This is a genomic window from Mesorhizobium sp. M7A.F.Ca.US.006.01.1.1, assembly GCF_003997935.1.
Taxonomy (GTDB): domain Bacteria; phylum Pseudomonadota; class Alphaproteobacteria; order Rhizobiales; family Rhizobiaceae; genus Mesorhizobium.
The window spans coordinates 39,744-60,389 of sequence record NZ_RZQL01000009.1 but is presented as its reverse complement, the minus strand read 5'-3'; the positions used below and the strand labels follow the sequence as shown (position 1 = coordinate 60,389).

Genomic DNA, 20,646 nt, shown 5'->3' with positions numbered 1-20,646 from the left:
GCACCCGCCGAAGAACAGCAGCCGCGCAGGAAGAAGCGCGACCAGCAGCAGCAGACCGAGCAGGCGCCCGCCGAACAGGCAGCACCCGCCGAGGAACAGCAGCCGCGCAGGAAGAAGCGCGACCAGCAGCAGACCGAGCAGGCGCCAGCTGAACAGGGAGCACCCGTCGAGGAACAGCAGCCGCGCAGGAAGAAGCGCGACCAGCAGCAGCAGACCGAGCAGGCGCCCGCCGAACAGGCAGCACCCGCCGAGGAACAGCAGCCGCGCAGGAAGAAGCGCGACCAGCAGCAGCAGACCGAGCAGGCACCGGCCGGCCAGGCAGAACCGGCCAACGACAACCAGCCCGCCGAGCAGGCCAAGCCGCGCAAGAAGAACCAGCAGGCCGAACCTGAAGTTGCCCCGACGCCGAAGGAAGCTCCTGCTGGGGAGGCGACGGCACCTGCCGGGCAACAGCCTGCGGCCCAGGGCGAGCAACCTCAGGACACGACGAAGAAGCGTGACAGAAAAACCGTTGGCGAGCAGCCTGCCACAGGCGAACAACCAGCCAATGGTGAGACGGCAGCACCTGTCCAGGGTGAAAACCCGGTACAGGGCGAAGCGCCGGTCGATCCCAACGCCGCTCCCATTCTGGACAGCCAGAAGGATGCCGAGCGCAAGGGCGGCGGCCGGAAACGGGGCGACAAGAACGGCCAGCAGAATGGCGAGCAGCAAGATGGTGGGCAGAATGCCCAGCAAGGCGGCGATCAGGGTCGCAAGCCCGCGGTCGCTCCCGTCGATCAGGGCCCGCCTCCGACCGACGACAAGGCCGCACAGCAGGAGATCAAGCCCGAGAAGATCGCGCCGGTGACTGAGGAAAAGGGCACGCGCGTAGAGCGTGCGCCCGATGAGAACGTCCGTGACCGCCGGCGTCCGAAAGGCGTCGACGTCGTCAGGGAACTCGGCGACCGCGTCATCCTGCAGTTCAACAATCAGACATTCGTCGAGAGCAATGACGCCCCGCGCATGACCCGCGGCGCCAGGAACGTCTATTATGAGGATCTCTCGGGCAATCGCACCCGGGAAATCGTCGAGCGTGACAACGGTGTCCAGATCGTCACCATCCGCAACCGCTATGGCGACGTCATCCAGCGTTCGCGCATTGCGCCGGATGGACGCGAATATGTGCTGAGCTATGTCGACGAGCGGCACTATCAGGATGACAACGACTGGCGCGATCCAGGCGATGACCTGCCGCCGATGCGACTGACCATCCCGCGCGAGGAATACATTCTGGACTCCGAGGATGTCGAGGATCCGGACGACTACTACACTTTCCTCGAACAGCCGCCGGTCGAGAAGGTCCAGCGCCTCTACTCGATCGACGAGGTCAAGCGTTCGGCCCGGGTGCGCGACATCGCACGCCGCGTCGATCTCGACACGCTCAACTTCGAATTCGGCTCGGCCTCGATCTCCGACACCGAGGTGCAGAAGCTCGAGGGCGTCGCCACGGCCATGGAGAAGCTGTTGAAGAAGAACCCGGCCGAGACCTTCCTGATCGAAGGTCACACCGACGCGGTCGGTACACCGGAGGCTAACCTGGCCCTTTCCGACCGCCGCGCCGAAGCGGTGGCGGAGGCCTTGACCAACGCCTTCGGCATCCCGCCGGAAAACCTGACGACGCAGGGTTATGGCGAGGAGTATCTGAAGGTCAACACGACGGCGCCAAACCGCGAGAACCGGCGCGTCGGTATCCGCCGCATCACCTCGCTGGTGGCACCGGTGGCCAGCAACAATTAGGTCATGATTTCAAAACCATGACCCGGTTTGTGGAATCGGCACGAGAAGCATCCATCCCCGGCACCGCCGGGGGTGGATGGATGTGACGGGTTCAACAAGAATTGTACGGGCATTAGACACGGCTCATTGAATCGCGAGCCCAGCCACCCCAGATTCGGTGCTGGGCGTTCCCTGCCCCGTCCCGACTCCAGCGGGACGCATTGAGCCCCGCCGGACCTGTTCGGCGGGGTTTTTTGCCTTGCAAACGGTGGCGGCCTGGCCGAATACGGCCATTGTCTGAGAGATAACCAGCCGGAATCATCCCATGAAGCGTCTCGAACTCGCCATCGAATCGATCATTCTCGCTTCACGCTGGCTGCTCGTCGTCTTCTATATCGGCCTGGCCCTGGCATTGGCCGTCTATGCGCTGTCCTTCGGCAAGAAGCTTTATGAGTTCATTACCCTGGCGTTCACGCTCGGTGACACCGACACCATCCTGAAGATGCTCGGCCTGATCGATGCCGCGCTGGTCGCATCGCTGGTGGTGATGGTCATCATCTCGGGCTACGAGAATTTCGTCAGCCGCTTCGATGACCAGGACGGCGGCGTGCACTGGCTGGGCACCATCGATGTCGGTTCGCTGAAGGTCAAGGTTGCCTCGACCATCGTCGCCATCTCGTCGATCCACCTCTTGCAGGTGTTCTTGAACTCGTCCTCCTACACGACCGACCAGTTGATGTGGCTGACCATCATCCATCTCGCCTTCGTCGTCTCGGCGCTCATGCTCGCCTATATCGACCGGCTGATGGGCCTCAGCAAAGGCAAGAAGGACGAGGCGTGATCAGCCACCTTCTCCCCGTGAAACGTCTACGCTATGCACAACTGGCGTGACTGATCGGCCCGAGGCCTGATTACCACGTGGTTCCCCCAATCCGTCGCTGCTTCGCAGCGCCACCTTTCCCCCTCCGGAGGGAAAGGAAAGGAGCGTTGCTGGACGAGCGCTGACGGCAAAAGCTTGGCGCCTTTCCTCTACCCCGTCGATCGGGGGAGAGGTGGCTCGGCAAAGCCGAGACGGAGTGGGGGTCGACCAGCGCCGCATAAGACAATGCATGCGCCAACCTGCCATGCAACCCTATCGCCAAAGACCAGTTGCTTGGAGATGTGTACATGCCGTAGCCGTTTACGGGGAGAAGATGCCGGCAGGCGGATGAGGGGCGGCGCAGACAGCGGTTGATTCAGCTAGTAGATGCCTTTGACGTTCGTCGTCGAATTCGCAAACACCTCGTCAGGGACAAAAAAGTCGCCGGCTAGTGGCCCGGTCGCATCAGGCGCATAGATCGAGAAATCGCTGACGCCCTCGGCGCGCAGCACCTCTTCGTCGATGTAGAAATTGCCGGTCGCTTCGCGCGCCGGCCGCATGAAAATGGCATGCGCGGCATCGGCCATGATGTCGGGCAAACGGCTCATCGCCGCTACGGTTGCCCCACCGAGCAGATTGCGCACCGCCGCCGTGTCGATGGTCGAGATCGGCCACAGCGAATTGACCGCGATGCCGTCCTTGGCGAACTCCGCACTCATGCCCAGCGTGCACATCGACATGCCGAATTTGGCCATCGTGTAGGCGACGTGGTTTTTGAACCACTTGGCCTTCATGTCGAGCGGCGGTGCCAGATTCAGGATGTGAGGGTTTCCGTCCAACTTCAGGTGCGGAATGCACATTTTGGACACCAGGAAGGTACCGCGCGTGTTGATCTGATGCATCAGGTCGTAGCGCTTCATGTCGGTCTCCAGCGTGCCGGTGAGTTGGATGGCGCTGGCATTGTTGACGCAGATGTCGATGCCGCCGAACTTTTCCACGGTCCTGGCGACCGCCTCGGCCACCTGTGCCTCCTCACGGATGTCGCACAAAACAGGCAGCGCATTGCCGCCGGCCTTCTCGATCTCTTCGGCAGCGCTATAGATCGTGCCCGGCAGCTTCGGATGCGGTTCGGCGGTCTTGGCCGCGATCGTCACATTGGCGCCGTCACGCGCGGCGCGCAACGCGATCGCCAGCCCGATGCCGCGCGATCCGCCGGAGATGAACAGCGTCTTTCCCTTGAGCGACATTTCCTTGCGCCTCCCTTGCAACACAACAGGCGCGAAGCTTTGCGCGGCAGGCGACCACAGCGCAAGACCCGACACGCTGGACACCGAGTTACGCAGCGTAGGGTTTAAGGATTAAACGAGCACCAGCCCCTGCCGCATCGCAATGGCAATCGCGTCGGTGCGGTTGGCGGCACCGAGCTTGATCAGGATTGCGGCGACATGAAACTTCGCGGTGTGCACGGAAATGTTGAGCCGCCGCGCGATCACCTTGTTGGGCGCACCCTCGGCCAGCAGCGCCAGCACTTCCGCCTCGCGCGGCGACAGCGAAGGCCGGACGGCATGCTCGTCGGAGGTTTCATCTTCGAACGGCTCGCCATCGCCGGCACGGAAATCCTCATGACGTCCGATTCCGCGCTCGCCCGATACCCGATAGCCGGCCGCGGCCAGCCGCACTGCTGCAGCGATCAACAGATCGTCCGCGCCCACCGGCATGACGGCCAACACCTCACGCCGCTCGTCGCCGCGTCCCGACAGCAGCACCCTTGGAATGGAGGCCGGCACCGCCTCACCGCTCCGGTCGTCAACGATGGCGACGTCGGCCCTGCCGGCCACCACCGGCAACAGGTCGTCGCTAGCGGCCAGCGAGGCCGCCAGGCGCTCGGCGCGTGACGCATCGCCAAGCGCAATCAGCACCACCAGCCGCCGCGAGACGGCACCGTCATGCATGATCCGGTCGCTGGTGAGCGTGTCCATGGATGCCCTCAGCTCAGCGGCTTTTCGCCGATGGTCAGCGCGACATCGCGCCGTTCGCCGCCGCGCACCAGGCCGAGCGTCACCAAAGCGCCGGCACTGTCCGGTCCGAGCCTGCGGATCAGGTCACGCGGGCCATGCACCGCCTCGCCATTCCACGCCACGATGATATCGCCGAGAGAGAGACCGGCGGCCTTGGCGGGACCGTCGTCATCGAGACTCATCACCATCGCGCCGTGCGCGTTGCGGTCGCGCACCGGATGCAGGCCGGCGCCGAGATAGCCGCGCGCGACATGGCCTTTCTCACGGAGGGTCGCAACCGCCCGCTCGATCGTCTCGTAAGGCATGACCAGCGCCCGGTAGCGCGGTCCGAACAGCAGCATGCCGATCAGCGCACCCTTGGCGTCGAGAACCGGGCCGCCCTCGAAACGGCCGCCGGCGCCGACGGCAAGATTGATGCGCCGGTCGATGGTGCCGCCGCGCATCGAGCGCCAGGCCGGACCGACTTCGCCGACCGAACCTGAGACGGCCAAAGCGGAACCCTGGCTGTTGCCGATGGCAATGGCGATGTTGCCCGGCCGCACCGCATCCGCCTTGGCCAGCGCAGGCGCTGTAGTCGCGTCAGCGGGCTTCAGCAGGGCGACGCCCGTTGAAGGATCGCGACCAATCAGTTCGGCCTTCACCGTCTCGCCCGAGGTCAACACCAGCTCGATCTCCTCGCCGGCCTCGACAGCCTCTTCGGCGGTGACGAAATAGCCGTCGCGCCAGTGAAAGGCGGTGGCCGTGCGATGATGATGCGTGGCGAAACTCGCCGTCGCCGGCGCTGCCGTGGCGGCGAGATCGGCGATGGCTTCCGAAAACGCACTCAGATTGAAATCGCTCATGAATATCTCCTGGGTTTTCTCTGCCCCAGATATCGCTCGACAGCGCGCCCGGAGGTACTCGCCTGACGGCTAGTTGCTGGTTTGACTGGCCATCTGGTCAGGTCGCGATGGTTCGGCCCGCTCCGCACATATAGTCATCCTTTCGCCCGAAAACACGGAGCCCTTCCATGGCCCTCGCCGCAGCCAAATTCGAACCTGACGATATATTGCTCGACGCCTATTCGACGACGGTCGCCGATGCCGTCGACCGCATCGGCCCGGCTGTCTGCCGCATCGAGCGCGTCGGCGGTCAGGGCGGCCATGGCTCCGGCTTCGTCATCGCGCCGGACGGGCTGGTCGTCACCAACTTCCACGTCGTCGGTGATGCCAGGACAGTGCGTGTCTCGATGCCGGACGGCGCCTCCCGCGAAGGCCGCGTGCTTGGCCGAGACCCCGACACCGACATCGCGCTGGTGCGCGCCGACGGAAGCTTTGCCGATATCGCACCGCTCGCTGATTCCAAGCGGCTGCGGCGCGGCCAGATCGCCATCGCCATCGGCAATCCGCTCGGCTTCGAATGGACCGTCACCTCCGGCGTCGTCTCGGCGCTTGGCCGCTCCATGCGCGCCTCGACCGGCCGGCTGATCGATGACGTCATCCAGACCGACGCAGCGCTCAACCCCGGCAATTCCGGCGGGCCGCTGGTGTCGTCGGCCGGCGAGGTCATCGGCGTCAACACCGCCATGATCCATGGCGCGCAAGGCATCGCCTTCGCGGTTGCCTCCAACACCGCCAATTTCGTCATTTCGGAGATCATCCGGTTCGGCCGTGTCCGCCGCGCCTTCATCGGCGTCTCGGCCGACACCGCCAGTTTGCCGCGCCGCGCCGCCTTGTTGTCGCAAGTCTCGACCAGCACGGCGGTTCGCCTGCGCAGCGTCGAGAAGGACGGCCCGGCGGCCAAGGCCGGCCTGAAAGAAGGCGACATCATCGCCGCCATCGACGGCCGTCCCGTCACCGGCGTCGACGACCTCGTGCGCATCCTCGACGCCGAACGCATCGGCCGCGAGACGCTGTGCACCGTCGTGCGCCGCACCGGCGTCAGCCAGGTGACGGTGACGCCGGTGGCAAGGGCCAGTTGAGGCGGGCGCTCAGGCTCCCGCCACCCCTTCCGTATACTGCGCCAGAAACGCCTCGCTCGGCGGGATCGGCTTGATGACGTCGATCAGCACGCCATTGGGGTCCTTGGTGATGAAATGGCGCTGGCCGAAGGGTTCGTCGCGCAGAGAGCGCAGGATCGGCAGGCCGGCGGTGACGACCCGCTCATAGACGGCGTCCGGGTCGCGAACCTCGAAACTGATCAGCAGGCCCGAAGTGCGGCCCCGCCCCTCTTCCGGGATTGTCTCATGGTCGCCCTGGACGATGCCGAGATTGACTCTTCTGTCCTCCACCGATTGCAGATGCACATACCAGTCGCTTTCGAACAGCGGCTGGAAGCGGAAATGCTTCACATAAAAAGCTGTCGTGCCGGCGACGTCGCCGGTCATCAGCACCGGGTAATAGCTCGTCGTCTTCATCCTTTCCTTCTCCCGTCAATTAACATACAGTCTGCATGTAAACCGAATTAACATACAGGCTGCATGTATGCAACACGATTCCGCGCGTCGTTCCAACCGTGATCGCACCGAAGCGACGCGCGCCGTCCTGATTGCCGCGGCGCGAAAGCTGTTCACCGAAAAATCCTATGCCGAGACCGGCACGCCAGAGATCGTCGCCGTCGCCGGCGTGACGCGCGGCGCGCTCTATCATCACTTCGCCGACAAGCAGGCGCTGTTTGCCGCCGTGGTCGAGCAGGAGGCGGCAGCGGTCGCCGAGGAGATCGAGCGCGCCTCGCCGCCATCGCTGTTTGCCCACGACGCGCTGATTGCCGGCTCCGACGCCTATCTCGCCGCCATGCGCGCACCGGGCCGCACGCGGCTGCTGCTGCTCGACGGCCCGGCCGTGCTTGGCCGTGCCGCCATGGACGCGATCGACAATCGCCACGGCAATCGCTCGCTGCGAGAGGGGCTGGTCGCGGCCATGCGGGCGCAAACGATGACGAGGTTGCCGGCCGACGCGCTGACCGCGCTGCTCGGCTCCGCCTTCGACCGTGCCGCCCTGGCCATCGAGGCCGGCGCCTCGGCGCAAGATTACCGCGCCGTGCTCATGGCGCTGATCGATGGACTGTCTCGTGCTCCTCATCAGGCACCTCGCCCGGCTCGAACTCGTTGAAGCAGCCGAGCTGGCGCTTGAACTGGTCGATGAGCCAGGCCGCCGCCGGCTTCGGGCTGCGATCGTTGCGATGCATGGCAAACAGCGGCGAGCTCACCTCCCTGAAGGATTCGAGGTCGATTTCGACCAGCCGGCCACTCGCCAGGTCGTCTGATATCAGCCAGCGCGGCAGCCCGCCCCAGCCCAGCCCCTCGCGCATCAGCATATGCTTGGTGCGCACATCCGTCAGCCGCCAGGTGCGGTAGGCGAAGACGCCGAAATCGCGTCCCTTGGTGCGCTCCGACTGGTCGGTAACGACAAGCTGCGTGTGTTCGCGCGCATCCTCGATCGCCACCGGCTTCGGCAGCAAGGCCAGCGGGTGGCTGGGTGCGGCGGCCAGCACGATCGACATGACGCCGATGCGCACAAGATGCACGTTGACCTCGCCCAGCAGGCCACCAATGCCAAGGTCGGCCTGGCCGCTGACGACATGGTCGGGGATCAGGCCGAGCGTGCCGATATGTAGCCGCAGCATCACGGTCGGAAACTGCGCCTCGAACGCCTTCAGCACCCGCACCAGCACCGGCGACGGCAACGCTGAATCGACCGACAGTGCGACTTCAGCCTCAAGCCCCTGATGATGGCCGTCGACGCGCGAGCGGATGCGCTGCAGCACGCCGATCATGCGCCGCGCATCCTCCAGCATCGCCCGGCCGATCTCCGTCAATTGCGGCTCGCGCGTGCCCTCGCGCTCGAACAGTTTCAACCCAAGCTGCGCCTCGAGATTGGCGATGCCGTAGCTGATCACGGACTGTGCCCTGTTGAGCTTGCGGCCGGCGGCCGAGAAGCTGCCGGCATCAGCGACCGTCACAAAGATCTGAAGTTGATCGAGCGTCGGATTGGGCTGCATCATCATATCCATTTAATGGATGGATCGTATAGAAAATATACCAGTTTATCGAATGGATCGATAGCCCCATATCTGGCGGGACAAATCATTTCAACCGCTGGAGAGCCCAAAATGTCCATTCTTCTTGTCACCTCAAGCCCGCGCGGCGCGGCCTCGCATTCGACACGCATCGCCACCGAATTCGCCGAAAAGCTCGTTGCGGCCGATCCGTCGAACACGCTTGTCGTGCGCGACCTCGTCGCCAATCCGTTGCCGCATATCGATGCCGACTATGCGACGGGCATCTATACCCCAGCCGAAGCGCGCACCCCGCGCCAGGCTGAAGTCGTCGGCGTCTCCGATGTTGTACTCGACGAGCTGTTTGCCGCCGACACGGTGATCCTGGCCACAGGCTTCATCAACTTCAACATTTCCTCGACGCTGAAATCCTGGGTCGACCACATCTCCCGTTCCGGCAAGAGCTTTGCCTATGGCGAGAACGGCCCCAAGGGCCTCGTCACCGGCAAGAAGGTCTATATCGTGCTGGCTTCGGGCGGCATCTATTCGGAAGGCGCTGCCGTTCAGTTCGATCACGCCATTCCCTACCTGCGCGGCGTGCTCGGCTTCCTCGGCATGACCGATGTCGATGTCATCCGCATCGAAGGCGTCGGCATGGGCCCTGACGCGGTGACCGCAGCGCTCGCCAAGGCGACCGCCAAGGTCGATGCCGTGGTGGCCGCCAGCCAGGGTGTCGCGGCTGCGGCGTAACGAGCCGAAATTTGTCCGCATCGAAAGGCAGGCGTGCGCGCCTGCCTTTTGCGTTCTAGCCAATGAAATGCCTGAGCAACCCCGCCGAAGCGACCCCGATCAGCACAGTCGGCAGCATGGAAAATCGCGTGGCTGCGATCAAGGTAATGGCCAGCGCCAGAAGGTCGGCCGGATTGCTCGAGACAAAGGCGGGCGCGATGACAGAGATCAGCACGCAGCCGGGCGCCGCTTCCATCACCGCCGTGGCACGGGCGCTGAGCGTGCGGTTGCGCAGCACGACATAGCCGCCGATGCGCGTGAAATAAGTGACGCCGGCCATCAGCACGATGGTGAGAAGGGTCACGGCATCAATCATGCATCACCCGCCATCAGCCAGGCCGCGACCAGTCCCGACATGGCGCCCGCGGCGACATACCAGGCACCGGGAACGAAGAGATAGAACAGTGCTGCAACGACCAGGCTGCCCAGCCAGGGCCGCGCCGCCGCAATGCCTGTCCACATGCCGCGCATCAGCACCAGGAAGACAGCCGGGAAGGCCATGTCGAAACCATAGGTCCCGACGTCGCCGAGCATCGGGCCGAGCACGGCACCGAGCGTGGTGAAGGCCACCCAGGTGAGATACATCGCCAGCGCCGCGCCCATATAGTAGCGCGGGCTGAAGGCCGGCGTGATGCCGGCGGCGGCCCGCTGTTTGGCATCGGCCAGGCCCAGCGCCCAGCTTTCATCGCACATAAGGAAAAGCGCCGGAAACACCTTGCGCCGTGGCAGGTCGCGCAGGAATGGCGCCAGGGCCGCTCCCATCAGCAGATGGCGGCTGTTGACCAGGAAGGTGATGGCGACGATGAGCACGATGTGCGGCGGCGACGTCCACAATTGGATGGCCGCGAATTCCGAGCCGCCGGCGAAGTTCAGCCCTGTCATCATGGACAGTTCAACCGTGCTCAAGCCTTTCTGCGTGGCCTGGGCGCCAAGCACCAGCGCATAGGGGATGGTGCCGAACAGCACCGGCGCGCAGGACGCCACGCCACGGCGGAATTCGGATTTCGAACCATCTGCCATCGCCTCGACTGCCTGTGAAATGCTCATGTGTCTCCACTGGCGCGCCTCGCGGCCGCCGCTTCCGGGTTGCGTCTGGACTCCCGTGATGTCGGCCGCAAACATAGCGGCACCGGCTCACAATTTGGTTGCGAAGATTGTTGTATTTCATCAGAATTTGGCATCAGATGCCACGAAGTTATAAATAGATGGAATCCGAAGCCATGAAACTTGATGAGATCGACAAGCGGATACTGCGGGCGCTGCAGCGCGACGGCCGCATGGCCAACAACGATCTGGCCAATGAGGTCGGGCTGTCGCCATCGCCTTGCCTGCGTCGCGTGAAGTTGCTGGAGGAGGCCGGTGTCATCGACCGCTACGTCGCCGTGCTCAACCCGGCCAGTATCGGCAAGGGTCTGACCTTCTTCACCCGCATCTGGCTGAAGACGCAGGACGAGGACACGATCGAGCATTTCGCCACCGAAGTCGCCAAGCTTCCGCAGGTGATGGAGTGCTATTTGATGCTCGGCGATTGCGACGCCATGGTGCGCGTCGTGGCGGGCGGCATCGACGATTACCGCCGTTTCCAGTCGGAGCATTTGAGCCGCATCAAGGGCGTGCAGAACGTCAAGACAGACGTCCCCAGCCAGACGATCAAATACACGTCGGAACTGCCGATCTGATCTACCGAAAACGGCGCCCTTTCAAACTGGATAAAAAATGCAACCGGATTGTAGGATCGGCCTCGGTGCCGGCGTCCTTCGGATGCAAGCAGCGCTGAGCGCTGCCCTCTGGCATGGGAGATTTGAATGAGCCTTTCCTATCGTTGGGTCATCGTCGCGGCTGGCGCGCTGATGTCCTGTGTCGCCATCGGGACGATGTTTTCGCTGGCGATCTTTCTCGAGCCGATAGCGATCGACACCAACTGGTCGCGCGCCGGCATTTCGAGCGCCATGACGCTCAACTTCCTGGTGATGGGCCTTGGCGGCTTCGCCTGGGGCGCGATATCGGACCGTTTTGGCGCCCGCATCGTCGTGATGATCGGTGCGGTTCTGCTTGGGTTGGCGCTGGTGCTGGCCAGCCGCGCCGGTTCGCTGTTGAGCTTCCAGATAACCTACGGCGTGCTGGTTGGTCTCGCGGCAAGCGCCTTTTTCGCGCCGATGATCGCGCTGACCACGGGCTGGTTCGACACCAACCGCAGCCTTGCCGTCTCGCTGGTCTCGGCCGGCATGGGCGTGGCGCCGATGACGATTTCGCCCTTCGCCCGCTGGCTGATTTCGGCCTATGACTGGCGCACCGCCATGTTCGACATCGGCATTACCGCCTGGGTATTGCTGTTGCCGGCGGTGCTGCTGGTGCGCCAGCCGCCGAAGCCCGTCGTGGCCGATACCGGCTCCGCGCCGGTTGCCGAAGGTGCCGGCCTGACGGTCGGCCAGGCGCTGCGCTCACCGCAGTTCATCGTGCTGGGGCTGACCTTCTTTGCCTGCTGCGCAGCGCATTCCGGGCCGATATTCCATATGGTCAGCTATGCCATGCTGTGTGGCGTCGCCCCCATGGCAGCTGTCTCGATCTACAGTGTCGAAGGCCTGGCGGGCCTCGGCGGCCGGCTCTTCTACGGCGTGCTGGCCGACCGGCTGGGCGTCAAACCGGTGCTGATCGCGGGCCTGGCGATCCAGGCGATCGTCATTGCCGCCTATCTCTCGATCAGCCGACTTGAGCAGTTCTACATGCTGGCCGTTATCTTCGGTGCCACCTATGGCGGCGTCATGCCGCTCTATGCGGTGCTGGCGCGCGAATATTTCGGCCAGCGCATCCTCGGCACCGTGTTCGGCGCCGCCACCATGCTGTCCAGCCTCGGCATGGCGCTGGGACCGCTTGCCGGCGGCATGGTATTCGACGCCTACGCCAACTATTCTTGGCTGTTCATCGGCTCGGCTCTTATCGGGCTCGGCGCGGTCGGCATCGCCATCGCGTTCCCGCCACTGCCGCGCAGGGAGTTGCAAGTGGCTTAGTCCGGGTCGATTTCCCAAACCTTTGCTGGCCAGGCACGCAATCAGCTTGGCCGGTTTGGTTCGCTGCGGATCCTGTCCCCTGTTTCATCCGTTCCCCGTTGTGCGAGTGCGGAAGTCCACGGCCAACGTTTGCACCAAGCGACGACCGACCTCGCGCACCCTGTCCACACCAGTGAGGGGCACCCTTATGGCCGAACATCCTAGTGGAAGAGAAAACAACAGAATTGCAGCGAGCGCTGTTGCCGACGACGATCCGCGTCTCGCATTCATTTATCAAGAAGCGGTGAGAGGTCTCACGCAACAGCAAACCCTTGTGGAGAACATGAGCAGCCGCGCCGGCAGCCTCGTCTTCGCCACCGCATTCGCAAACTCATTGCTTGGCGGTGCAGCCCTTTCCAACGGGCTTGGGCCTTGGGACTGGACTGCGGTGGCCCTGCTGTTCGGCATCGGCGGGCTGATCGTCTTCATGCTTTGGCCCTACCACCAATACACATTCCGCTTCGATCCCGAAGAGTTGCTTGACCAATATGTCGACGGCGACAGGCCGACGACGATGTCGGACATGCGCCGCGCGCTTGCCCTTCGCATCAAGGCGGACATGGCCGGCAACTGGCGAATTATCCAGCGGCTGCGGAAGGCGCTGCAGGTTGCGTTGCTGTTCCTGTTGCTTGATATCCTGGCCTGGCTTTTGGCGATTGCGGACGTTTAAGCCGGAGGGCACCCGGCTCTGCCCGGCCGACGCTTGAATGACAGGCAACCTACGATGGATCGAAAAGCTTTCTTGAGCATTTAAGCTTTGGCTAATAGTAGCCCAGGAGAGAACCAATGAAAAAGACGCTGCTCATTTTGAGCCTGCTCATTCCGCTCTCGGCGTGCTCCCGGACTGAACAAGGCGCTGCCGTCGGCGGCTTGGGTGGTGCGGCCGTAGGCGCCGCGGTGGCCGGCGACCCTGTGCAAGGGGCGGTTGTTGGCGGTGCGGTTGGCGCAATAGCCGGGGCCGTCATCGGGCACGCCAGCGAAACCGGCCAGTGCAGATATCGCGATCAGTATGGCCGGGTTTACGTTGCACGATGCCCGGAGGGTTACTGACCTCGAGGCGCGTGATCTCTTTCGATCACGCGCCTGCTCCGGAGGGAGATAAGCGAATGGTCTATCGGATCAAAAAACTGCTGGGTTGCTGGTTCGCCGTTGTCAGCGCCGCCGCAATATATGTCGCATCCACAGCCGCGATCTCCGCCGCGCCGGTTGATGCCAAGACGATTGCCGATCACTTCTCGTCGGTAAGGTCCATGTCCGGGGACTTCGTCCAGTCGGGTCCAAATGCGGAAAGGACCCGTGGCAGGTTTTTTCTACAACGCCCCGGCAAGATCCGGTTCAACTATGCAGGCCAATCTGGGATCAGCGTGATTGCGGATGGCAAATCCCTGGTGGTTCATAACAAGAGACTGAAGACGTCGCGGCTGCATGCTCTCTCGAAGACGCCGCTTAAGCTGCTGCTCGACAACAAGGTCGACTTCTCCGGCAGTCGCCTCAAAAGCATCAGAGAAGACGGCGCCCAAGTTACCGTCAAGCTGGCCGACAGATCGGCTTTCGGCAATTCGAACATCTCCATGGTGTTCGACAGAAAATCGCTCGATCTGCGCAGATGGAGCCTCACCGACGAGAAGGGACTTACCACAACGGTGACCATCTCAAATGTGAAGCAGGGCGTTCGCGCGCCCGAGGGCACCTTCGTTATCGACTATGCGGCAAACCGTGAATTCAACACGACAACGAAATAGCCGAAACTGCAGCCATAGTCACAGCGCCGGAACCAATAGGATCATCGGCGGTTTAGTCCATGAAGGGACCGGAACCGCAAAGGACGCGGCACAATGATTGAAATTCACAGCATCGAAGCGGCCAACGCCAGACTGCGCATAAGGAGAGCAGAGAACTCTTTGAAGCGCGCCAATGACTTGCTGGACGAGGAAGGCGGCGTCGCCCTTAATCTGGCATTGTGCGGCCGGATAAGGGCCGCGCAAAGGCACCTGATCGAGGCCAGGGCACGCCTGATGACGATCGACCCCGCTAGGACCAATTGATCCGCTGGCGGCCGCACGTCAATCCCTGAACGATAGATTTATCGCGGCGCAAGGCCCGCGTGGTTAGGCGTTAGTCTGGTGGCGACGATCCGCCCTCGGCCCTACCCGAAAATCCGCTCGCCCTGTTCGTCGACCAGTTGGATGCCCTTCTTGATCGAGATGTCGACGGCGTCGTCGAGCCCGGCGAAGCGGTCGGCGCGGATGAATTTGTGTTCCTTCACCACGCCGTCGATCTCCCTGGAGACGACGCCGCACGTCTGGTACTGGCCATCCGCCTTGTAGGGCGTGGCGCTGACCAGGAAGCCCTTGTGCTCGACCTGCTTGGCTGGCGCTGCACTCGTCGGCTCGGCCGTCTGGGTTCCGCCGCCGCCACCGCCGAAAAGACGCTTCAGAAAAGACATCGGACTTCCTCCAACAGCATTCATCCCGCATCATGTAGAGCGACGCGGGATGAATTTCACTATCGGTCCTTGGCCCGGCGGGCAAGGGCGGCGTCCCATCGGCCGGACGAGCTTACTTGTGCGACAGCGCTTCCAGCGCCTCGGCGGCAGCTTCGAGGATGGCGATCGCCTCGGCCTGTTTGTCGGCCGGGGCGTCGACGAAGTCGCCCAGAGCCGTGCGCAGCCGGTGGCGGACTGCGCGGAATTCGTCGCGCGCTTCCGAACGATCCCCGCGGCCTCCCCGGCCGCCACGACGCCCGCCCTCTTCGCTCTCGTCGTTCCAGCCGAACCAGTCGCGCGCCTTGGCCATTTTGCGGCCGAAACGCTCGAGATGGTCGAGCACGCCGTCGATCATCTCGCGGTTATCGGCGAGATGCGCCTGGCCCGCTTCGGTGATCGAAAACACCTTCTTGTTGCCGTCGGCGGCGGAGGCGGCATAGCCGGCCTCTTCCAGGAAGGTCAGCGTCGGGTAGACCACGCCCGGGCTCGGGCTGTAGATGCCGCTGGTGCGCTCTTCCAGGGCCTTGATGATGTCGTAGCCGTGGCGCGGTGCCTCGGCCAGCAGCGACAGCGTGATCAGCTTGAGGTCGCCGTCGGCCAACATGCGCCCGGCGCGGAACATGTCGCCCGGGCCGCCGCGTCCTCCGCCGCGGCCGCCGTGGCCGCCGTGGCCGAACGGGCCAAAGCCGCCGCCCCCTCTGCCGCCGAATTTGCCGGCCATGTGCATGAACATGCGTTCGCCGAAATGATTGTTCCCAAAATGTTTGTGCATTGATTGCTCCTTGAGTTGTATCTTACGATATATCTTAATTAGGCAAGCCAATCGACGGAGTCAAGATATATCTTACGATGTATCTGAATGCGACGCCAGAGGCTTGCTTTCACCGGAACGTGCCGCTAGAAGACCCGCGAGCGCCTCGGCTGCTCCGTAAGCGTCTGCCGTCAAGCAACGCATCCAACCCGGTCTTTCCGGGCAATTCAGCCGATCACCGGCGAATGGATGCAATGCGACGGACCGGACACTTCAGGGAAACTCCCAAAATGACTGCAAGACGCCAGCGCAGAAAGCTGCCTGCCCGCTATGCCGCTGTTCTCAGCCCGTTGGTGCTGTCGCTGTTGATGACCTTCATCGTCTCGCTCATCTCGACGTTGAAAAGCCTTGGCTTCCACCCCGACCTGCCGTCCATCTGGCTGACCGCCTGGGGCCTGTCCTGGCTGGTGGCGTTTCCGACGCTGCTGCTGGTGCTGCCGGTGGTACGCCGGATCGTCGGCGCGCTGTGCGAGCCGGCCAGCCGATAGATCGCACGAAAAGGTCCGGAGATGTCCTCCGGACCTTTGCGCTCCGGTCGTCAATCACGAAGCGCTACCAGCGACCCTTGCGCCGGTTCCAGGCATAGAGAAGATCGGCGAAGCGGTCGTAGGCAAAGCGTGTCAGCGGCAAGGCAACCGGATTGCCGAACAAAGTCGCCAGCCAGCCCTCGCCCGGCGTGACCTTCCACACGGCGATGGCGACGTCGGCGCCGACCAGCAGCCTGCCCGCCGCGTCGGTGGCGTGCAGCCGGCGGCGGATATCCTCAAGCGCGGCGCCATGTCCGGCAAGCGCTGCCGGTTCAAAATTGATGTCGCGGAATTCGATCTGCCCGGCCTTGACCGCCTCGACCAACCGCCGCTTCTGCCGGCTGATCCCGGCATCGCAGACCGGGCAGCGCGTGTTGTACCAGACAGTCAGCATCTATCCGTGGCCATGCCTATGGTGCAGGTCGGGATAATGCGGATGCCGGTGGCGCATCGGGGCATGCCGGTGCCAGTGCGAATGCGGCTCGCTCACCGGCCCGTCATGATGGTGCTGGTGGTGCTCGTCATGCACATGGCTGTGTTCGTGTTCCAGTTCCTCATGATCGTGCTCGTGCTCATGGCGTTCCGACAGATGCAGCCACAGGCCAACGCCCATCAGCAGTCCGGCGACAGCCAGCTTGAGCGTGACGGCGTCACCCAGGAGGACGATTGCCAGCAACGCGCCGATGAAGGGAGCGAGCGAGTAATAGGCCCCTGTCCGCGCGGTGCCCAGATGACGCAGCGCCACGATGAACATCACCAGGCTGACCCCAATGCCGAAGAAACCGACTGCGGCGGTCGCTGCAATGACCGACGCCGGGGGAAACAAAGCCCCGCCGGCAAGCGCCAGCCCGACATTGACGACACCCGCCACTAGCCCCTTGAGCATGGCGATCACCACCGGGTCGGTGGCGGAGATCCTGCGCGTGAAATTGTTGTCGACCCCCCAGGCCAGACAAGCCCCTGCCACCAGCAAGGCGCCACGGTTGAAAGCTACGCCCTCGCCTTGCCATGACAGAAGAACGGCGCCCGCCAGAATGGCGAAGGCGCCAAACAGCAGGCGCCGGTCGACATTCTCGCGATAGACGAGCCAGGCGATCGCCATCGTCGCCAGCCCTTCCAGGTTGAGCAGCAGCGCCGAACTGGACGCCGTGTTGAGGGTCAAGCCGAACATCAGCAGCACCGGCGCGATGACGCCGCCCATGCCGATCGCCAGCGCCAGCCAGGGAATATCCCCGGCGGTCAGTTGCGCCTCCCCGGCCGCGGCCTGCCTGCCCCGAAGCTGGCGGTACAGAGCGAGGCCAAGACCGGCACCGAGATAGAGCAGCCCGGCCAGCATGAAGGGATTGACGCCATTGAGCAGCAGCTTGCTGAGCGGTGGCGTCGCCCCGAACAGGACGGCCGAGCCAAGCGCGAGTGGCACGCCGGGCCACAGATGCGAATGGGAATGCGGTTCGGACATGATCTCACCCTATCATGGCAGGTGCGTCACTTGCGGCGCATGGCAATCTTTGGCCCGACGCACTTGTTGTCGCGAAACAGCGCCCACTCCTCGCAAAGGCGCCTATTGGGCAAGCGGCAAAACCCATATTCGTTGCCGGCCTTGTCCTTCCTGATCACCAGGCGCCCGCCGATCTCGCCACAATGGACGGATGCCGGATTGGCCATGCCGACCGGTTTTTGGGCGCTGGCGCTGGCGGAGAACGGCAGCGAGGACAAAGCAGCAAAACTGGCGACCAATATCGAAACTTTTTTCATCGCGATCTCCCTCGGCCGCATTCTATCATGGCGAAACGCCCCGTCTTGCGGCAAAGCGCCACCAAGCCGGCACCAACCAGCACCTTCGAGACACTCTGCCGATTCCTTCACCCGAGCGAGGTGATGATCTCGCGGTAGGCCAATTCGGGGAACGCCTTCAGCGTCCGCGTCCTGACATTGCCGGCCGCCGCCAGCATCAGCGAGAAACGCGCCAGCACCGCGTCGTCGGGCGCTTCGACCACCGCCACCATGTCGTATTCGCCCATGGTCAGGTAAAACGCCTTGAACGATCCGCCCATGTCTCCCAGTTGCTTCCTGGCGGCGTCGAGCCGCTTTGGTGACTCGCGCACGTTCCTGGCACCCTGCTCCGTCCAGTTCATCAGCACGATGTAGCTTGTCATGGCACACCTCCTCCGGGGCCACGGAGCACGGCGGCTTCACCGGGGCGGGCATCCGGGTTGTCGCCCAGAAAATGCATCCGACACGGAAATTATCCTCCCGAAGGGCCCGCGCCGCAAGAGCGCGTCCCACAACAAAAAAGGGCGCCATCGGCGCCCTTGAACTCTTTGCATCGGTAAGTCTCAGCTATCCAGGAAGCTGCGCAGCTTGCGCGACCTGCTCGGGTGCTTGAGCTTGCGCAGCGCCTTGGCTTCGATCTGGCGGATACGCTCGCGGGTGACCGAGAACTGCTGGCCGACTTCTTCCAGCGTGTGGTCGGTGTTCATGCCGATACCGAAGCGCATTCTGAGCACGCGCTCCTCGCGCGGCGTCAGCGAGGCCAGCACGCGCGTGGTGGTCTCGCGCAGATTGGCCTGGATCGCCGCGTCGATCGGCAGGATCGCCATCTTGTCCTCGATGAAATCGCCCAGATGCGAATCCTCCTCGTCGCCGACCGGCGTTTCGAGCGAGATCGGCTCCTTGGCGATCTTCAAGACCTTGCGCACTTTTTCGAGCGGCATGGCGAGTTTTTCAGCCAGTTCTTCCGGCGTCGGCTCGCGGCCGATCTCGTGCAGCATCTGGCGCGAGGTGCGCACGATCTTGTTGATCGTCTCGATCATGTGCACCGGAATACGGATGGTGCGCGCCTGATCGGCGATCGAACGCGTGATCGCCTGCCGGATCCACCACGTCGCGTAGGTCGAGAACTTGTAACCACGGCGGTATTCGAATTTGTCGACCGCCTTCATCAGGCCGATATTGCCTTCCTGGATCAGGTCGAGGAACTGCAGGCCGCGATTGGTATATTTCTTGGCGATGGAGATGACGAGGCGCAGATTGGCTTCGACCATTTCCTTCTTGGCGATCGCCGCTTCGCGCTCGCCCTTCTGCACCTGGTTGACGATCTTGCGGAATTCCAGGATCGAGATCGCCGTTTCGGTGGCGAGGTTCTGGATCTCGGCGCGCAGGTCCTTGATCGCATCCTTCTCGTTCTTGGTGAATTCCTTCCAGCCGCGCGATGTCAGATTGCCGATCGAGCGCGTCCAGTTCGGGTCGAGCTCGGAACCCTGATATTCCTTCAGGAACTCTTCGCGGCGCACGCCGTAGCTTTCGGCCAGCCTGAGCAGCTTGCCTTCGTTCTGCACCAGGCGCTTGTTGATGTCATAGAGCTGCTCGACCAGCGCCTCGATGCGCGCCGTGTTGAGCGACAGCGACTTCACCGCCTTGATCAGCTGGTCCTTCAGCTCCTTCAGCCGGCGATCCTGGCTGGGCGACAGCGTGCCCGCGGCGGCGAGCCTGTTCTCGACCTGCTGGTCCTGCAGCTTGCGCAGCTTTTTGTAGGTGTCGGCGATAACGTCGAGCGTCTCCATCACCTGCGGGCGGAGTTCCGCTTCCATCGCGGCCAGCGACAGGCTCGCTTCGTCCTCGTCTTCGTCGTCGTCATCCGTCAGCCCACGCGTATCGGCGCCGACATTGGTGATGTCGTCTTCGTCGTCGCGCGAACGGCGCGGCTTGTCCTCGACCTTGGCTTCCTCGACGCGCTCGACCACCGGCGCCTGCTTGGCCTCGGGGCCGGCATAGGTGGCTTCGAGATCGATGATCTCGCGCAGCAGGATCTTGGATTCGTTGAGTTCGTCGCGCCAGATGATGATGGCCTGGAAGGTCAACGGGCTTTCGCACAGACCCGCGATCATCGTCTCGCGACCGGCCTCGATGCGCTTGGCGATGGCAATTTCGCCCTCGCGCGACAACAGCTCGACCGAGCCCATCTCGCGCAGATACATGCGCACCGGATCGTCGGTGCGATCGGTCGGTTCTTTCTTGGTGGTGGTGGCGGCGACCGCGGTGCCGGTCTGTTCAGCCAGCTCGTTGGCGTCTTCCTCGGCATCGGCCGCGGTGTCGGCGGCCTCGGGCTCCTCGCCCTGCTCGTCGTCCTCGACCACGTTGATGCCCATGTCGGACAGCATCGCCATCGTGTCCTCGATCTGCTCGGAGGTCACTTCCTCTGAGGGCAGCACCGAATTCAGCTCGTCCATGGTGACATAGCCGCGCTTCTTGGCGGCCTTGATCATCTTCTTGACAGCATCATCGGAAAGGTCGAGCAGAGGGCCATCGGTGGCGCCTTCGCGTTCGGTTTCGACCTCTTCCTTTTCCTTTGTCGCCATAGTTTTTATCTTCTCCTAGCGG

The 20,646-nt window shown here is 63.4% G+C and carries 26 protein-coding genes; 12 read left to right on the top strand and 14 right to left on the bottom strand.

Annotated elements, in window-relative coordinates:
• Together EN943_RS03435 and EN943_RS03430 are read left to right on the top strand one after the other, a co-directional pair.
• A partial coding sequence (locus EN943_RS03435) for an OmpA family protein (protein WP_127411505.1) occupies positions 1–1,776 on the top strand: 1,776 nt, incomplete at its 5' end.
• A gap of 304 nt (positions 1,777–2,080) precedes the next feature.
• Positions 2,081–2,596: a TIGR00645 family protein gene (locus EN943_RS03430; protein WP_024505498.1), complete on the top strand. Its 516-nt coding sequence runs from the start codon at positions 2,081–2,083 to the stop codon at positions 2,594–2,596.
• Positions 2,597–2,994: 398 nt separating this feature from the next.
• Here EN943_RS03430 and EN943_RS03425 read toward each other — a convergent pair whose 3' ends face one another.
• The 3 genes from EN943_RS03425 to EN943_RS03415 all read right to left on the bottom strand — a co-directional run bounded on the left by EN943_RS03425 (position 2,995) and on the right by EN943_RS03415 (position 5,474).
• Complete coding sequence (locus EN943_RS03425; protein ID WP_127411504.1) at positions 2,995–3,861, bottom strand: NAD(P)-dependent oxidoreductase; 867 nt, start codon at positions 3,859–3,861, stop codon at positions 2,995–2,997.
• Between the two features lie 111 nt (positions 3,862–3,972).
• Positions 3,973–4,593 (bottom strand): helix-turn-helix transcriptional regulator, encoded by a 621-nt coding sequence (locus tag EN943_RS03420; protein WP_127411503.1) that lies wholly within the window; start codon positions 4,591–4,593, stop codon positions 3,973–3,975.
• A gap of 8 nt (positions 4,594–4,601) precedes the next feature.
• Positions 4,602–5,474, bottom strand: a complete 873-nt coding sequence (locus EN943_RS03415) for a S1C family serine protease (protein ID WP_127411502.1) — start codon at positions 5,472–5,474, stop codon at positions 4,602–4,604.
• Positions 5,475–5,641: 167 nt separating this feature from the next.
• On the opposite strand from EN943_RS03415, the gene EN943_RS03410 reads away from it, so the two are divergent.
• A complete protein-coding gene (locus EN943_RS03410; protein WP_127411501.1) occupies positions 5,642–6,592 on the top strand; it encodes a trypsin-like peptidase domain-containing protein in 951 nt (316 codons plus the stop codon).
• Positions 6,593–6,601: 9 nt separating this feature from the next.
• On the opposite strand, the gene EN943_RS03405 is transcribed toward EN943_RS03410, so the two are convergent.
• On the bottom strand, positions 6,602–7,027 hold the full coding sequence (locus EN943_RS03405; protein WP_127411500.1) for a VOC family protein: 426 nt from the start codon (positions 7,025–7,027) through the stop codon (positions 6,602–6,604).
• 67 nt (positions 7,028–7,094) lie between these two features.
• Here EN943_RS03405 and EN943_RS03400 point away from each other — a divergent pair, with 67 nt between their 5' ends.
• Positions 7,095–7,721 (top strand): TetR/AcrR family transcriptional regulator, encoded by a 627-nt coding sequence (locus tag EN943_RS03400; RefSeq protein ID WP_127411499.1) that lies wholly within the window; start codon positions 7,095–7,097, stop codon positions 7,719–7,721.
• Here the strand turns inward: EN943_RS03400 and EN943_RS03395 are convergent.
• On the bottom strand, positions 7,654–8,610 hold the full coding sequence (locus EN943_RS03395) for a LysR family transcriptional regulator (RefSeq protein WP_127411498.1): 957 nt from the start codon (positions 8,608–8,610) through the stop codon (positions 7,654–7,656). The two genes, EN943_RS03400 and EN943_RS03395, sit on opposite strands and share 68 nt — an antisense overlap.
• 111 nt (positions 8,611–8,721) lie before the next feature.
• Between EN943_RS03395 and EN943_RS03390 the strand changes: the two genes are divergently transcribed.
• Positions 8,722–9,357: an FMN-dependent NADH-azoreductase gene (locus EN943_RS03390; RefSeq protein WP_027162050.1), complete on the top strand. Its 636-nt coding sequence runs from the start codon at positions 8,722–8,724 to the stop codon at positions 9,355–9,357.
• A gap of 55 nt (positions 9,358–9,412) precedes the next feature.
• On the opposite strand, the gene EN943_RS03385 is transcribed toward EN943_RS03390, so the two are convergent.
• Positions 9,413–9,712: an AzlD family protein gene (locus EN943_RS03385; RefSeq protein ID WP_127411497.1), complete on the bottom strand. Its 300-nt coding sequence runs from the start codon at positions 9,710–9,712 to the stop codon at positions 9,413–9,415.
• Positions 9,709–10,443 (bottom strand): AzlC family ABC transporter permease, encoded by a 735-nt coding sequence (locus EN943_RS03380; protein WP_127411496.1) that lies wholly within the window; start codon positions 10,441–10,443, stop codon positions 9,709–9,711. The genes EN943_RS03385 and EN943_RS03380 overlap by 4 nt, the downstream gene beginning before the upstream one ends.
• A 173-nt stretch (positions 10,444–10,616) precedes the next feature.
• On the opposite strand from EN943_RS03380, the gene EN943_RS03375 reads away from it, so the two are divergent.
• The 6 genes from EN943_RS03375 to EN943_RS03350 all read left to right on the top strand — a co-directional run bounded on the left by EN943_RS03375 (position 10,617) and on the right by EN943_RS03350 (position 14,488).
• The gene (locus tag EN943_RS03375) at positions 10,617–11,075 is read left to right on the top strand and encodes an Lrp/AsnC family transcriptional regulator (RefSeq protein WP_127411495.1); all 459 of its coding nucleotides are present in this window, start codon (positions 10,617–10,619) and stop codon (positions 11,073–11,075) included.
• A 126-nt stretch (positions 11,076–11,201) separates the two neighbouring features.
• The gene (locus EN943_RS03370) at positions 11,202–12,404 is read left to right on the top strand and encodes an MFS transporter (protein WP_127411494.1); all 1,203 of its coding nucleotides are present in this window, start codon (positions 11,202–11,204) and stop codon (positions 12,402–12,404) included.
• Between the two features lie 46 nt (positions 12,405–12,450).
• Positions 12,451–13,113: a hypothetical protein gene (locus tag EN943_RS03365; protein WP_245475573.1), complete on the top strand. Its 663-nt coding sequence runs from the start codon at positions 12,451–12,453 to the stop codon at positions 13,111–13,113.
• Between the two features lie 116 nt (positions 13,114–13,229).
• The gene (locus tag EN943_RS03360; protein WP_127411493.1) at positions 13,230–13,493 is read left to right on the top strand and encodes a glycine zipper domain-containing protein; all 264 of its coding nucleotides are present in this window, start codon (positions 13,230–13,232) and stop codon (positions 13,491–13,493) included.
• A gap of 56 nt (positions 13,494–13,549) precedes the next feature.
• On the top strand, positions 13,550–14,185 hold the full coding sequence (locus EN943_RS03355) for an outer membrane lipoprotein carrier protein LolA (RefSeq protein ID WP_127411492.1): 636 nt from the start codon (positions 13,550–13,552) through the stop codon (positions 14,183–14,185).
• 93 nt (positions 14,186–14,278) lie between these two features.
• Positions 14,279–14,488 carry a hypothetical protein gene (locus EN943_RS03350; RefSeq protein ID WP_127411491.1) on the top strand — a complete coding sequence of 70 codons (210 nt, stop codon included), beginning with the start codon at positions 14,279–14,281 and terminating at the stop codon, positions 14,486–14,488.
• A gap of 101 nt (positions 14,489–14,589) precedes the next feature.
• On the opposite strand, the gene EN943_RS03345 is transcribed toward EN943_RS03350, so the two are convergent.
• Positions 14,590–14,889, bottom strand: a complete 300-nt coding sequence (locus EN943_RS03345; RefSeq protein ID WP_127411490.1) for an HlyU family transcriptional regulator — start codon at positions 14,887–14,889, stop codon at positions 14,590–14,592.
• Between the two features lie 112 nt (positions 14,890–15,001).
• On the bottom strand, positions 15,002–15,700 hold the full coding sequence (locus EN943_RS03340; RefSeq protein ID WP_127411489.1) for a PadR family transcriptional regulator: 699 nt from the start codon (positions 15,698–15,700) through the stop codon (positions 15,002–15,004).
• Between the two features lie 269 nt (positions 15,701–15,969).
• Here EN943_RS03340 and EN943_RS03335 point away from each other — a divergent pair, with 269 nt between their 5' ends.
• Positions 15,970–16,227, top strand: a complete 258-nt coding sequence (locus EN943_RS03335; protein WP_127411488.1) for a DUF2798 domain-containing protein — start codon at positions 15,970–15,972, stop codon at positions 16,225–16,227.
• Between the two features lie 64 nt (positions 16,228–16,291).
• Here EN943_RS03335 and EN943_RS03330 read toward each other — a convergent pair whose 3' ends face one another.
• The 5 genes from EN943_RS03330 to rpoD form a co-directional block, all read right to left on the bottom strand.
• The gene (locus EN943_RS03330; protein ID WP_127411487.1) at positions 16,292–16,660 is read right to left on the bottom strand and encodes a DCC1-like thiol-disulfide oxidoreductase family protein; all 369 of its coding nucleotides are present in this window, start codon (positions 16,658–16,660) and stop codon (positions 16,292–16,294) included.
• Positions 16,661–17,725 (bottom strand): DMT family transporter, encoded by a 1,065-nt coding sequence (locus tag EN943_RS03325; protein WP_127411486.1) that lies wholly within the window; start codon positions 17,723–17,725, stop codon positions 16,661–16,663. It lies immediately after the preceding gene.
• A 26-nt stretch (positions 17,726–17,751) separates the two neighbouring features.
• Positions 17,752–18,021 (bottom strand): DUF333 domain-containing protein, encoded by a 270-nt coding sequence (locus EN943_RS03320; protein WP_127411485.1) that lies wholly within the window; start codon positions 18,019–18,021, stop codon positions 17,752–17,754.
• A 107-nt stretch (positions 18,022–18,128) separates the two neighbouring features.
• On the bottom strand, positions 18,129–18,422 hold the full coding sequence (locus tag EN943_RS03315) for a GYD domain-containing protein (RefSeq protein ID WP_023809667.1): 294 nt from the start codon (positions 18,420–18,422) through the stop codon (positions 18,129–18,131).
• 180 nt (positions 18,423–18,602) lie between these two features.
• Positions 18,603–20,624, bottom strand: a complete 2,022-nt coding sequence (rpoD, locus tag EN943_RS03310) for an RNA polymerase sigma factor RpoD (RefSeq protein ID WP_013530149.1) — start codon at positions 20,622–20,624, stop codon at positions 18,603–18,605.
• Between the last annotated feature and the right edge of the window lie 22 nt (positions 20,625–20,646).

What these genes read in the sequence shown, in the direction of transcription:
- EN943_RS03430 (WP_024505498.1), top strand. Translation starts at nt 2,081, where the DNA reads ATGAAGCGTCTCGAACTCGCCATCGAATCGATCATTCTCGCTTCACGC.
- EN943_RS03425 (WP_127411504.1), bottom strand. Translation starts at nt 3,861, where the DNA reads ATGTCGCTCAAGGGAAAGACGCTGTTCATCTCCGGCGGATCGCGCGGC.
- EN943_RS03420 (WP_127411503.1), bottom strand. Translation starts at nt 4,593, where the DNA reads ATGGACACGCTCACCAGCGACCGGATCATGCATGACGGTGCCGTCTCG.
- EN943_RS03415 (WP_127411502.1), bottom strand. Translation starts at nt 5,474, where the DNA reads ATGAGCGATTTCAATCTGAGTGCGTTTTCGGAAGCCATCGCCGATCTC.
- EN943_RS03410 (WP_127411501.1), top strand. Translation starts at nt 5,642, where the DNA reads ATGGCCCTCGCCGCAGCCAAATTCGAACCTGACGATATATTGCTCGAC.
- EN943_RS03405 (WP_127411500.1), bottom strand. Translation starts at nt 7,027, where the DNA reads ATGAAGACGACGAGCTATTACCCGGTGCTGATGACCGGCGACGTCGCC.
- EN943_RS03400 (WP_127411499.1), top strand. Translation starts at nt 7,095, where the DNA reads ATGCAACACGATTCCGCGCGTCGTTCCAACCGTGATCGCACCGAAGCG.
- EN943_RS03395 (WP_127411498.1), bottom strand. Translation starts at nt 8,610, where the DNA reads ATGCAGCCCAATCCGACGCTCGATCAACTTCAGATCTTTGTGACGGTC.
- EN943_RS03390 (WP_027162050.1), top strand. Translation starts at nt 8,722, where the DNA reads ATGTCCATTCTTCTTGTCACCTCAAGCCCGCGCGGCGCGGCCTCGCAT.
- EN943_RS03385 (WP_127411497.1), bottom strand. Translation starts at nt 9,712, where the DNA reads ATGATTGATGCCGTGACCCTTCTCACCATCGTGCTGATGGCCGGCGTC.
- EN943_RS03380 (WP_127411496.1), bottom strand. Translation starts at nt 10,443, where the DNA reads ATGAGCATTTCACAGGCAGTCGAGGCGATGGCAGATGGTTCGAAATCC.
- EN943_RS03375 (WP_127411495.1), top strand. Translation starts at nt 10,617, where the DNA reads ATGAAACTTGATGAGATCGACAAGCGGATACTGCGGGCGCTGCAGCGC.
- EN943_RS03370 (WP_127411494.1), top strand. Translation starts at nt 11,202, where the DNA reads ATGAGCCTTTCCTATCGTTGGGTCATCGTCGCGGCTGGCGCGCTGATG.
- EN943_RS03360 (WP_127411493.1), top strand. Translation starts at nt 13,230, where the DNA reads ATGAAAAAGACGCTGCTCATTTTGAGCCTGCTCATTCCGCTCTCGGCG.
- EN943_RS03355 (WP_127411492.1), top strand. Translation starts at nt 13,550, where the DNA reads ATGGTCTATCGGATCAAAAAACTGCTGGGTTGCTGGTTCGCCGTTGTC.
- EN943_RS03350 (WP_127411491.1), top strand. Translation starts at nt 14,279, where the DNA reads ATGATTGAAATTCACAGCATCGAAGCGGCCAACGCCAGACTGCGCATA.
- EN943_RS03345 (WP_127411490.1), bottom strand. Translation starts at nt 14,889, where the DNA reads ATGTCTTTTCTGAAGCGTCTTTTCGGCGGTGGCGGCGGCGGAACCCAG.
- EN943_RS03340 (WP_127411489.1), bottom strand. Translation starts at nt 15,700, where the DNA reads ATGCACAAACATTTTGGGAACAATCATTTCGGCGAACGCATGTTCATG.
- EN943_RS03335 (WP_127411488.1), top strand. Translation starts at nt 15,970, where the DNA reads ATGACTGCAAGACGCCAGCGCAGAAAGCTGCCTGCCCGCTATGCCGCT.
- EN943_RS03330 (WP_127411487.1), bottom strand. Translation starts at nt 16,660, where the DNA reads ATGCTGACTGTCTGGTACAACACGCGCTGCCCGGTCTGCGATGCCGGG.
- EN943_RS03325 (WP_127411486.1), bottom strand. Translation starts at nt 17,725, where the DNA reads ATGTCCGAACCGCATTCCCATTCGCATCTGTGGCCCGGCGTGCCACTC.
- EN943_RS03320 (WP_127411485.1), bottom strand. Translation starts at nt 18,021, where the DNA reads ATGAAAAAAGTTTCGATATTGGTCGCCAGTTTTGCTGCTTTGTCCTCG.
- EN943_RS03315 (WP_023809667.1), bottom strand. Translation starts at nt 18,422, where the DNA reads ATGACAAGCTACATCGTGCTGATGAACTGGACGGAGCAGGGTGCCAGG.
- rpoD (WP_013530149.1), bottom strand. Translation starts at nt 20,624, where the DNA reads ATGGCGACAAAGGAAAAGGAAGAGGTCGAAACCGAACGCGAAGGCGCC.